The 11,576-nt window shown below is 49.9% G+C and carries 12 protein-coding genes and 4 tRNA genes; 3 read left to right on the top strand and 13 right to left on the bottom strand.

Translation table 11 applies throughout. From position 1 onward, the window contains the following. Positions 1 to 64 precede the first annotated feature (64 nt). The 7 genes from BMW31_RS07495 to nspC all read right to left on the bottom strand — a co-directional run bounded on the left by BMW31_RS07495 (position 65) and on the right by nspC (position 2,766). The gene (locus tag BMW31_RS07495; protein WP_091823436.1) at positions 65 to 478 is read right to left on the bottom strand and encodes a single-stranded DNA-binding protein; all 414 of its coding nucleotides are present in this window, start codon (positions 476 to 478) and stop codon (positions 65 to 67) included. A gap of 45 nt (positions 479 to 523) precedes the next feature. Beyond that, complete coding sequence (locus tag BMW31_RS07490) at positions 524 to 1,075, bottom strand: hypothetical protein (protein WP_091823434.1); 552 nt, start codon at positions 1,073 to 1,075, stop codon at positions 524 to 526. A 28-nt stretch (positions 1,076 to 1,103) separates the two neighbouring features. Further along, positions 1,104 to 1,176: transfer RNA gene (locus BMW31_RS07485), tRNA-Gly, on the bottom strand. Between the two features lie 14 nt (positions 1,177 to 1,190). Then, positions 1,191 to 1,274 (bottom strand) — tRNA-Leu (locus tag BMW31_RS07480). A gap of 24 nt (positions 1,275 to 1,298) precedes the next feature. Continuing rightward, a tRNA-Leu gene (locus tag BMW31_RS07475) sits at positions 1,299 to 1,383 on the bottom strand. Between the two features lie 45 nt (positions 1,384 to 1,428). Then, positions 1,429 to 1,501: transfer RNA gene (locus tag BMW31_RS07470), tRNA-Gly, on the bottom strand. Positions 1,502 to 1,611: 110 nt separating this feature from the next. Then, a complete protein-coding gene (nspC, locus tag BMW31_RS07465) occupies positions 1,612 to 2,766 on the bottom strand; it encodes a carboxynorspermidine decarboxylase (RefSeq protein ID WP_091823565.1) in 1,155 nt (384 codons plus the stop codon). Positions 2,767 to 2,910: 144 nt separating this feature from the next. Here nspC and BMW31_RS07460 point away from each other — a divergent pair, with 144 nt between their 5' ends. The 3 genes from BMW31_RS07460 (at position 2,911) to BMW31_RS07450 (ending at position 5,094) form a co-directional block, all read left to right on the top strand. Next, positions 2,911 to 3,519, top strand: a complete 609-nt coding sequence (locus tag BMW31_RS07460) for a thiamine phosphate synthase (protein WP_091823431.1) — start codon at positions 2,911 to 2,913, stop codon at positions 3,517 to 3,519. A 44-nt stretch (positions 3,520 to 3,563) separates the two neighbouring features. Further along, positions 3,564 to 4,502 carry a ribose-phosphate pyrophosphokinase gene (locus BMW31_RS07455; RefSeq protein ID WP_091823428.1) on the top strand — a complete coding sequence of 313 codons (939 nt, stop codon included), beginning with the start codon at positions 3,564 to 3,566 and terminating at the stop codon, positions 4,500 to 4,502. A 202-nt stretch (positions 4,503 to 4,704) separates the two neighbouring features. Then, entirely contained in the window at positions 4,705 to 5,094 is a 390-nt protein-coding gene (locus BMW31_RS07450; protein ID WP_091823425.1) for a DUF1573 domain-containing protein, read from the top strand. Positions 5,095 to 5,543: 449 nt separating this feature from the next. Here the strand turns inward: BMW31_RS07450 and BMW31_RS07445 are convergent, their stop codons facing one another. The 6 genes from BMW31_RS07445 to BMW31_RS07420 are packed head-to-tail and all read right to left on the bottom strand — an operon-like array spanning position 5,544 to position 11,550. Continuing rightward, positions 5,544 to 6,185 carry a hypothetical protein gene (locus BMW31_RS07445; protein WP_091823422.1) on the bottom strand — a complete coding sequence of 214 codons (642 nt, stop codon included), beginning with the start codon at positions 6,183 to 6,185 and terminating at the stop codon, positions 5,544 to 5,546. A gap of 5 nt (positions 6,186 to 6,190) precedes the next feature. Then, positions 6,191 to 7,834 (bottom strand): dipeptidase, encoded by a 1,644-nt coding sequence (locus BMW31_RS07440; protein WP_091823419.1) that lies wholly within the window; start codon positions 7,832 to 7,834, stop codon positions 6,191 to 6,193. Between the two features lie 8 nt (positions 7,835 to 7,842). Next, complete coding sequence (locus BMW31_RS07435) at positions 7,843 to 9,489, bottom strand: M23 family metallopeptidase (protein ID WP_091823415.1); 1,647 nt, start codon at positions 9,487 to 9,489, stop codon at positions 7,843 to 7,845. 22 nt (positions 9,490 to 9,511) lie between these two features. Further along, on the bottom strand, positions 9,512 to 10,504 hold the full coding sequence (locus tag BMW31_RS07430) for a DUF4296 domain-containing protein (protein ID WP_091823412.1): 993 nt from the start codon (positions 10,502 to 10,504) through the stop codon (positions 9,512 to 9,514). Continuing rightward, entirely contained in the window at positions 10,501 to 11,166 is a 666-nt protein-coding gene (locus tag BMW31_RS07425) for a lipoprotein signal peptidase (RefSeq protein ID WP_091823409.1), read from the bottom strand. The genes BMW31_RS07430 and BMW31_RS07425 overlap by 4 nt, the downstream gene beginning before the upstream one ends. Before the next feature lie 3 nt (positions 11,167 to 11,169). Beyond that, complete coding sequence (locus BMW31_RS07420) at positions 11,170 to 11,550, bottom strand: TraR/DksA family transcriptional regulator (protein WP_091823406.1); 381 nt, start codon at positions 11,548 to 11,550, stop codon at positions 11,170 to 11,172. Positions 11,551 to 11,576 lie beyond the last annotated feature (26 nt).

Here is an 11,576-nt window from a genome sequence, read left to right as displayed (position 1 = left end):
TGAAATGTTACGAGTGAGCCTATTTGTTGTAAGTTGATAAAATCCAAACTATAATCGCTATATGTTAGAACGGCAACGATTTATCCTCTGCCTCGTTTTGAGGCTGCGATGCCTTATCTGCAACGGCACTGCTACCGTCCGTCGTTGCAGAACGAGGAGTGAGCATCTCCATGTTTTCGACCAATATCTCTGTCACATAACGCCGTACGCCGCGTTGATCATCGTAGCTGCGATAGCGAATACGCCCTTCTACGTACAGCTTATCGCCTTTATGAACATACTGCTCAACGATTTTGGCCATCTTCTTATAAAAAACGAGATTATGCCAATCCGTGTGTTCCGGCACTTTCGTACCATTCTGCAGTGTATATCCTCTTTCTGTTGTAGCGAAACTCACTTGGGCTACAGCCTGGTCTGCCTCATAGTACCTTACATCGGGTTCCTTGCCCACATTTCCTATTAACATTACCTTATTCATGGGAAAAACTATTTAGAAAGTGGTATTTGTCATCCAAATAAAAGGCTATTTCCACATTCCCAGATAACGGAAACGGAAATTCTTGCCTTTAGCCGAGGGAAACTGACTTCTGCTGTCAACGCGCTCACGGAGATGTTCAACCATCCGGTTGTAACAATCCTGACCTGACTCAGCCTTGCATCTCACCTCAAAGTGAGTGTCTCTGTATTCATGCTTTCCGGTTGCAGGTATCATCAATACACGCTTGAAATCAAGCGAGCCTTCGTACCAGCCCGGACGGAGTTCAGTAAGTTTCGTCATGGCAGTTGCAGCCAGGTCGCGGCGGTCTTGTATTGCTGCCGGTGCGGCAGGATGAAGAGCCTTCTTCTGTTTGAAGTCAAGCATTGTAGGAGCCGTTGTCTTAATGATAATAAAATAGACACGCGGTCTTATCTTGTATCTTTTGGGATAGAACACATCACTGTCCACATAGTCACGGATATCTGCTTCCAAGTCTGGAGTCAGGTCTATTTCTTGAATACTATGCAGAAAATCTATGGCTTCATCGGCATTGGAAACCAATGTCTCCTTATCAAAATATCTTAAATATAAATTCATTGATGGTGTTATGTTTCTCCTAAAAATGAGCGGCAAACGGGACTCGGACCCGCGACCTCGACCTTGGCAAGGTCGCGCTCTACCAACTGAGCTATTGCCGCAAAAACATTTTGTGTGAAGAGGAGGAGACTCGAACTCCCACGAAACAATTTTCACTACCCCCTCAAAGTAGCGCGTCTACCAATTCCGCCACCTCTCCAACAAAAATAACATTCTGAATAAATGGTGCCCAGAACAGGACTCGAACCTGCACGTCGTTAAACACACGCACCTGAAACGTGCGCGTCTACCAATTCCGCCACCTGGGCAAAACAAGGAGAAATACCTCTCTTTTGTCTTTATTCAGAATGTTGAGCGGCAAACGGGACTCGGACCCGCGACCTCGACCTTGGCAAGGTCGCGCTCTACCAACTGAGCTATTGCCGCACTATCCTAAGTGTTAGGAACATTTCTCTAAATGCGGTGCAAAGGTAACGCTTTTTTCTGACTTTGCAAATTTTTAGGTCTGTTTTTTTTCTAAAATTCCTCTTTTTCTGTTAATCCATTCTGTTTTTGTAATCTTCGTAGGTGAATTGCTTCAATACTTCAAGATTTCCATCTTCGTGCAGCAAGCCAATAGCAGGAAGACTTATGCCATTGAACATATTGGTTTTAACGGTAGTGTAATGCAGCATGTCCTCAAAGATGATGTTCTCTCCTATCTCCAGTTCGTGGTCAAACTTCCACGAACCCATAAAATCACCGCTCAAGCAGCTGTTGCCGCCGAGCCGATAGCTGCCAGGAGCACCGTCGGCTGTTATCTCTGCCCCCCGAACTGTCGGCATATAGGGCATTTCCAGACAGTCGGGCATGTGGCAGGTAAAGCTCACATTCAATATTGCGGTACGGATATCGTGATCTTCTACTACGTCTACTACCTGTGCAACGAGCGGACCGGTCTGCCATCCAAAAGCGCTGCCAGGCTCCAGAATAACATGAAGATGGGGATAACGGGCATGAAAACCATTCAGAAGCCTCACCAGGAGATCAACGTCATAATCCTTACGTGTCATCAGATGCCCGCCACCAAAGTTTATCCACTTCAGCTGCGAGAACCATCCGGCGAAACGAGATTCTATGTGTGCCAGCGTGCGTTCAAACACATCGGCTCCGCTTTCGCAATGGCAATGACAATGGAACCCCTCTATCTCTCGCGGAAGCCGGGCCGGCAGCCTGTCAGCTGTAACACCAAAGCGGGTTCCGGGGGCACAAGGATTATACAAATCTGTTCCAACTTCCGAATATTCAGGATTAACCCTTAATCCCAAACTCACCGTGGGGTTGGCCTTCCGGGCTGTATCCTTGAATCTCGAAAACTGCGAAAAGGAGTTGAAACTCAGATGGCTCGAACAGCGGGCAATGGCTTCTATCTCATTTTCAGTATAAGCCGGAGAGAATGTGTGCGTAGGCTCACCGAACTCCTCAAAACCAAGGCGCGCCTCGAAGAGTGAGCTGGCAGTTGTTGCATGGATGTATTCTTTGAAAATGGGAAACGTCTTCCACAGCGCATAGGCCTTGAAGGCAAGTATTATCTCCACGTCGGCAGCAGCGGCCACACGACTGATGAGCGTCAGGTTGCTGCGCAGTTTCTGCTCTTCTAATATATATATAGGTGTACGAACCTCTGCAAATGTTTGAGGATTTACTTTCATCTTTTCAGTTCCGTTTTGATACATCGACCCATCGAACACAAGTCCTGATTTCTTTTTTCTGCAAAGATAGCTTTTTATATTGGATATAATTGCAAGATTAAAGGAAAATTCTTACATTTGCAAAGTAAAAGTAACAGATGTAAGATGAAGCTTGTTATACTGACAAAATCTACATTCTTCGTGGAAGAAGACAAAGTTCTTGCCGCACTCTTCGATGAGGGAATGGATAATCTACACCTGTACAAGCCCGGCACTTCCTCCATTTTTTCTGAGCGGCTGTTGTCCTTATTGCCAGTTGAACACCACAGGAAGATAACGCTCCACGACCATTTTCAACTCACCCAAAGCTATCATTTGGCAGGCATTCATTTGGACACGCCCAACCAGATTGCACCTGAAGGATACAGAGGCCGCATAGGCCGCACCTGCACTGACTTGTTCAAACTCAAAGAGATGCGAAAGCAGGCAGACTATGTGTTTCTGAAAAACATCTTCGACTGCATAGAAACGAAAGAGGAAACGGCAACTTTCACCATCCCGCAGCTCGAAGAGGCCGCTGCCGCCGGCATGATAAACAAGAAGACATACGCCCTGGGCGGCATCACACCGGAGAACATGAGCATCATGCGGTCGCTTGGTTTTGGCGGTGTCGTGGTGTGTGGAGACTTGTGGGAGAGGTTCGACGTTCACAGCGAAACCGACTTCAGGAAGATAGTTACCCATTTTACCCGTCTGCGTAAAGCTGCCGGTTGACCAACAACAGATTAAACTTCTATAAATTATAAACGCTACACGAAATGAGTGAAAATAACTCTTTTTTGGTATTCTCAGGAACAAACACGAGATACCTTGCAGAAAAAATCTGCGCAAGTTTAGGTTGTCCACTTGGCAATCTGGTTGTTACCAGATTCTCGGATGGTGAATTCGCCGTATCTTACGAGGAGTCCATTCGCGGCAAGAACGTATTTCTCGTACAGAGCACCTTCCCAAATTCCGACAACCTGATGGAGCTTTTGCTGATGATTGATGCCGCCAAGCGCGCTTCGGCTCGCCACATCATTGCTGTAATCCCCTACTTCGGATGGGCTCGCCAAGACCGCAAGGACAAGCCGAGAGTGAGCATAGGGGCCAAGCTCGTAGCCGATCTGCTGAGCTGCGCCGGCATCGACCGGCTCATCACCATGGATCTCCACGCCGACCAGATACAAGGCTTCTTCAATGTTCCTGTCGACCATCTCTATGCCTCCGGCGTACTGCTGCCCTATGTACAGAGCCTCAAGCTGAAGGATTTGGTAATTGCCTCGCCCGATGTTGGCGGATCAAAGCGTGCCAACACCTACGCCAAGTACCTGGGATGCCCGCTGGTGCTGTGCAACAAGACACGTGCACGGGCCAACGAAGTAGAGAGCATGCAGATAATCGGCGATGTGAAAGGCAAGAATGTCATTCTGGTTGACGACATGGTAGATACGGCCGGCACTATCACCAAGGCTGCCAACATCATGAAAGAAGCCGGGGCCGTGAGCGTACGGGCACTCGCATCGCATTGCGTAATGAGCGGTCCAGCTTCCGAACGCGTGCAGGACTCGTGCTTGGAGGAGATAGTTTTCACCGATTCCATCCCCTACACCAACCGCTGCTCAAAGGTTAAGCAGCTCTCCGTGGCCGATATGTTTGCCGAAACTATACGGCGCGTAGTGAAGAACGAGAGCATATCCTCGCAATACCTTATCTAACCGGCAATCTCCCAAAAGTATCATACCGACGCCACTCGCTGCAAGCAGCGGAACCAACGCCGGTATGGTGTTTTTGCCGTTACAGGCAGCGCCAACACCGAAGCTGTCCCGGGGTTAATAATATATAAAATACGAACGTAAACACAGCAGCTATAACAACTTTTATTAACTTTGCACCAGCAAGTTCAGAAAGGAATAGAAGATGAAAAAGATAATCTCCATCGTGATCATGCTGGTAGCATGTATCACCATCTCTGCACAGCAAAAGCAGGCAGAAATCAAATTTGACAAAGTCACACACGACTTCGGAACCTTCAGCGAAGCTACTCCCAAGCAGGAAACCGTCTTCACGTTTACCAACGTGGGCAGCGCTCCCCTCATTATCAACCAGGCCGTGGCAAGCTGCGGCTGCACCGTTCCTTCTTACACGAAGGCCCCCATCCAGCCCGGACAGAAAGGGCAGATAAAGGTTACTTACAATGGTAAGGGCAAGTTTCCGGGTCATTTTAAGAAGAGTATCACCATTCGCACGAACGGCGTTACCGAAATGACACGCCTCTATATAGAGGGCAACATGAAGGAAGCAAACTAAAAACATAGATTCCAAACAAGACATTGCAATCTGAAAAAGACGAACCCCGGAAGTTATTCATTTAACTTCCGGGGTTTTTCGTTGTTACCACGCAGAGGGTCAACTGCCTGTTGGCAAGCCCGCGCCTGCACCCGATTGCACCCTGTCTGTTGCCACCACCGCATCTGTTACCCTCCCACTCTCTCGCTGATAAGCACAAACACACATCGCTATCTTCCTGCTTCCGGGGGTCCGTGCGCTTCATTCCAAGGTGCTTTCTTTTGATGTCACGAACTTTCGACAAGTGTCGCACAATCGTGCGACAAGTGTCGAATTCATGTGTGACATTTGTCAAAAGTTCCTGAAGCATAGCTATTGCACCCGAACGGCATGCTTTTGGAACGAGCAGAGAGCAAACAAAAGGCGTGCAATTCCGAATATATTGCACGCCTTCCACACACTGCTGACGGCTAATCCGCATCAGCCAGCTCGCGTAACGTCTTCCCGTAGTAATAATCTTCTTGGAATAACGGCGGGACCGAAGTGGCTGCCTGCTCGGTCACCGCTACACACACCTGCCCATACCAGCGGGTTGCACCCATGCCAAAAGCCAGGAAGCCATACGCCGGAACCTTGCCGCCGTGCTGGCGGACGAACTGGTACAGTTCCTTCTGCTTCTTGGGCAGGTAACCTATCAGCAGTCCTTTACCGTTGTAAACGCCGATGGGATATTTCTCAAAGTTATCCTGCTCCAGTGCCTGTGCGCAGCCATTGAAGCGCCCTATGACCGACAAGGGCATGTTGCGGTAGAACATGCCGGCCATTGGATACTGACAGAAGCCGGGCAGAACATCCAAGCTGATGTCCTTCTGGCCGAAATATGCGGGATTAAAGTATGGATATTGTTCGAAAGGTTGCTTTCCGTCCTGTTTGCGGTAGGTATTAATGGTATCCAAGTCGGTCTGCAGCCGTTTCTCTGCCTCAGCTTTTTCTCTCTGCCGCTTGCGTTGTTCGGCTTCGGACTGCAGCTTCCGCGCCTTCTCCTCCCTGCGGTAGAAGAAGACGTAAACGGCCACTATTGCCAAGATTACGATGATACCGTACAGAGCCATAGCGTTTATTTTTGAGGGGCAACGAACTTGTCGCCGGTGGTTTCGGCCACTTTCTTGCGGAACTTAGCGGGAAACCCTTGCCGCTCCACCGTAGCTCCGAGACCGGTTTCTGTTCGGACAAACACGCCATTCTTTTCCGGTTTTACAACCATGTCGTTGTATTTTACTATCAGATAAGTGGCGAGCGACTTCCAGCGGGCAAGCATCTGCTGCGCTTTCTCGTTGCTATACTCGTTTAAGTAGCGCAGGGCTGCAGCCTTGTCCGACTGGTAGAGCCCTTGTGCCTTGGCCTCAATGGCCTGCTGACGGGCAAAATAATCATTCTCCAAGCTGTCGCGCACTTCCTTCAGTGAGCCGAACATCTGGCTGTAGCGCGGGTAAACCATGTTGCTAACCCAGTTGCACACCCAGTAAGCATTCCTGTCCGAGAAAGTCAGGCCATCAACTCCCGGAGTGTTGTAACATTCGGGCTGGGTGGTATTGCCACAATAAACAGGCGTGTAGGCCACCATGTTGCCGTCGTCGTTGCCGAACCACAGCACACCTCCTATCTCTCTGGGCAGCCACGAACGCATCTGGGCTACATAGCTGAAACCTGTCTGCTGGGTGCTGGTAGGCCGTTCGCAGAAATATTCCTTGTCGCCTACCTTGTAGGACAACGGGGTGGGACGATAGGGCATCTCCCAGATACCGCCGCCAATATCTTCACCATCGGTGGCCAAGGGGGTGCCTTCATAGTGGTCGCGCATGCAAGTCATGATGTCACGCACGCTTACCTTGCGGTTGGGAATGATGTAGAGCGGCATGTCCTCGGCATTGGGATCCTTGCCCAGAGCCCACGGTAGGTACCGGTCGAACTTTTCGTCGAAATGGCGGAAGAAGCTCCACACGCGGGCGTCGCAGAAACGACGGCCGGAGAAATCAGGCTTGGCGTAGGCCATCTTCCAGTTGAAGTCGGCGTCTTTACCCGTAAACCAGCCCTTGCTGCGGGCAAACTTCACCACGTCCTTGGAGTAGAGAACGTTCTGCTTGTCCTTCATGTCAAACTTCCCTATCCTGCTCTGGTTGGCATGCCCTGCTATGGCATTGTCGGGAATCCTCACTGCAACCCACACGGTTCCGTTGCTACCGGGGCCCTTGCCTTGCATTTCCATCATCCAAGCCTCGTTGGGATCGCATATCGTAAAGGTCTCACCCTCGCTGTTGTACCCGTAGGTGTTGGTCAGGGTTGCCATGACCTGAATGGCCTCACGCGCCGTTCTGGAGCGCTGCAGCGCAATGTAAATGAGCGAACCATAATCGATGGTACCCTTGGGGTCTATCATTTCTTCGCGGCCCCCGTAGGTAGTCTCGCCTATCGTAACCTCGTATTCGTTGATATTGCCAATGACATTGTAAGTCTGCGCGGCCTCGGGTATGCTGCCGTGATATACCTTGGTGTCCCAGTCGTATATCTCCCGCCGGTCGTTCTTGGCGTGAGTAGCGGCGGGATAGTGGCAAAGTCCGATGAACAGACCATAGTTGTCGGCATTATAGGAACAGATGACAGAGCCGTCGGCACTGGCTTTCTTTCCCACGATAAAGTTTGTACAAGCCTGTGCGGCGATTGTTGAGACCAGCATCAGAGCTGACAGAAACAGTTTCCTCATTGTGCTTATTAGTATTTGAAAGTTGTTGTATAGGTTCTTGTGTTACGTCGGCTGTCCCATGCCTTGAATACCAGACGGTGGGTTTTGCCCGTCTTGTGAATGGGCGTATCTGCCAGGCGGCATCGCACCCACGGGCTCTTAGGCACTTCTTCGAAGAGGACAAACTGCCCGTCGACATACGCCTCGTAGTCGTCTACCCCGCTGCCAGAATCTGACAAGCCTACAGTGAGCTCGTTGCCTATGCTGACGGGATGAATGAGCGGTGGCTGGTCGTCGTAGGCGAGTTCATAGGTTGCGCCCATCTCTCGTGCCTTTCCGGTTACCCAGATGCCTTGCTTGGTGGATGTAACCTGCCCGCCCATATACCTGTCGCTGCCCCAATGGCTCACAACATACAGTTTTTGGGGATTTGCAACGGGCTTGTTGAGACGCAGCGTTATCTTGCAGTAGCTGAACAAAGGATAGGAACCGCTCATCATCCGATAGGCATCGCTCAGCTTGCCCGGCTGATGCTTGATGACGGGAGACAGGTAAATATCGTCTTCCACCTGCCCGGACGGAATAAACAGCGACATGCCCGGTAGCTGGAAGTTGTTGCACTTGCTATAGGAAATGTAACGGAGGGGGCTATGACGGGATGCGGGAATGCGAATGGGAACTTTCTTGCCCGTAACGGTAAAGGTATATTCGCTGACGTTGCCTTTAAAATCCATGAGGCGATAAGTGAAACGGTAATCGCGCTCCTCCGTAAAATTTACGATGCCGCGGTTGCCGTCGGCCCAAAGGATAGGGAGCTTGTTGCCTGGCAGAACAAAGGATTTCATGTACCACACGTTGTAACGCAGGAAGTGTTCATAGTCGCCCCAAGAGTTTACCATCATGTTCATGGCAGGCGGAATGCCGTTTACATCGCTTCTGAAAACGGGCTTGCCGTCAACCAGCAGTTCCGTTTTCCGGACTCCATAGCGGTTGTAGGTAATTTCCATGTAATCATTGGCCCAGATTCCGAAACCCACCTTGCCCCATGCAACGAACTTACGAGTGAGGTTATGGGATGTGAAGTTGTAGTTTGTCTTGGCGGAGCTACCCATAAAGACGCCTTCGCCCGGTACGGGATAAGCCATGAAAGCGTGCCCCATAGGCTTCAACCCGTCTGTTACATGGCCGCCGATAAACTCCAGTGGGTCCATCATCTTCCAGGTGCGGGTTTCGTGTATTTCGAGATGAAGATGCGGAGCCTGTGAGCTGCCCGTGTTTCCACTGACTGCTATCAGCTGGCCTCGGGCTATCGGGATGTCAGTAGGACGGAATTTGAAATCACCACGGGCCCGCTTGCGTTCATACCGGATTTTGTTCACCATGGCCGTTATCTGGGGAGAGAACTTCTTGAGATGGCAATACACTGATGTATAACCTTCGGGATGATGAACATATACGGCGTTGCCATATCCCCCGATACCAATGGTAACATTGGAGACATAGCCGTCGCCGATGGAGAATATCGGCTTGCCTTCTACCCCGCCCGTCTTTACATCTGAGCCGCCATGGAAATGGTTGGGACGCGGCTCGCCGAAGTTGCCGGCAAGCGCAATCTCATAATGAACGGGGGAACCATACGAAATAATGGCCAACAGAAGGTTTACTAATAAATGCAATGCTGTTACGTTTAAGTTGTACTCACTTTACCAGACTCCTGCGCGGAGCAGGCAGAGACTTTCTTTCCGGGGCAGAGATTTCGGCAACCGGGGGAACCGGCCGTGCTCTTACGGAAGACGCCGGACGGCGTGCCATTCCCTCATTCCGCGTATCGGCAGAAACTGGAGCCTGCTGATTGGCTCGGGTTTCCTCTATTCTGTTCAGTGAATCCCTGCGGGCGGCCTCTTCCTTTGACTCGTGCATCCTTACCAACTGAATATTGCTGACGAACATCAGCTGCAAGGTAGACGTCGTTATGTCGGCCGACTGCCCTTTATTCAGCAAGAAGAAGCCTTTTATGTTCTTTATTCCTATACGGCCGAAGTCATTCAACCGAACGGAGTAATGGTTAGTCGAAGTCAGGCGGATGTTAGTTGACGCTACGCTGTCGTTGGAAAGTGTCATGGCCAGCACGGCAATGCCATCGCGCGCACCGTTCTGATAGATAAAGTCGGCATCGAAGTTCATCATCAACGCATCGCCCTTGTGGAAAGCCGTATCGCCTTTAATCGTGAAGCCCGACTGGTTGAACGGTGCCTTTGTAAGTAAAACCATGGAACGGGCACCGGTCCAGATATTGGCCGTATCGCCTGATGCCGACAAAACGCCATACTTGTTTAAATCGGATGCCGAGGCACCCATTGATTCGGCTTCGTCCTGCAGTCGCTCTGTCAGGCTGTTGTAAATCTTATATAATCTGTCGGTATGGCGGCTGTAGTATTGCATGGATTCGTCGAACTCCTGCTGTGTGATGCCATGCTTCTTCAACACTCCAGCAATATAAGTCTGCTGATTCGCATTCTGTACAGCTGTGGAGTTAGACATGGCAAGAGCAATGTGATAATCGTACAGCACATCTTCCAGCTCGCCTGGTTGCAGGTATTCATCAGGTACTGTCGGCTTACAGGATGTAAACACGATGGCTGATACTGCCAAGACAAGCAGCAGATGAATAAAAGCCTTTGGTTTGTTCATTTCTCCTCCGCGTCATTGCGTTGCTCTGATGTCGATTTTTTGAAACTGATTGTTTCCAGATCTTTTCGACAGAAAATAAGCAGCAATACCATACCCACACTGATACAGGCATCAGCAAAATTAAAGATAGGAGAAAAGAAGATGAAGTCCTGTCCGCCCCATATTGGCACCCAATCGGGCCAGGTAGTCACTATCAACGGAAAATAGAACATGTCTACAACCTTTCCGGTAAGGAAACCGGCGTATCCTTCGCCAAAAGGAACGACTGTGGCCACGCTGTACGGAGTGGATGCCGAAAAGGTTAAACCATAAAAAATAGAGTCGAACATATTGCCGGCAGCACCTGCCAAGACCATTGACAACAGCACAATGTAACGGGTACGGGCATGAGATTTGACCTGTTTGTGAATGTACCAGCCTATCACACATATTGCCGCGAGGCGGACAATACTCAAGAAGAGCTTGTTAACAAAGGTCATTCCGTACGCCATACCACTGTTCTCAATAAAGTCTATGTAAAACCAATCGGTTACGTGGATAGATTCACCCAAGTACATGTTGCTTTTAACGGCAATCTTGATAATCTGATCGATTATCAGGATTGCCACTATAAGGAGAACCGACAGACGTCCGTCCGACAATATTCTTATAGATTTCTTCATCTTCTACTTCTTGCGTGCATTCTTGGACGCCACGCTCAAGGTTGCATGCGGCACTGCCCGCAGACGCTCCTTGGGTATTAACTCACCCGTTATACGGTCAATGCCGTAGGTCTTGTTCTGTATTCGCAGCAGCGCAGCCTCAAGTCCTTGGATAAACTTCTGCTGACGCTGGGCCATGGTAACAAGTTCTTCCTTGGTCTGGGCATCGCTGCCCTCCTCCAAAGCCTTGTAGGTGGGCGAAGTGTCAACAACGTCGTTAGAGTTGTTATGCATCAGCTGATCCATCAGTTCTTTGTAACTGCGGCGGGCCAACACCAACTTTTCTTCTATGATAGCGCGAAACTCATCCAGCTCTTCATCGCTATAGCGTGTCTTCTTTTCCATCAATATCTATTGTGTTTAAGTAATTG

The organism is Prevotella sp. kh1p2, assembly GCF_900111525.1.
GTDB lineage: Bacteria > Bacteroidota > Bacteroidia > Bacteroidales > Bacteroidaceae > Prevotella.
Note: the sequence above shows the minus strand (reverse complement) of the source record. Positions and strands in the feature narration are given on the sequence as shown.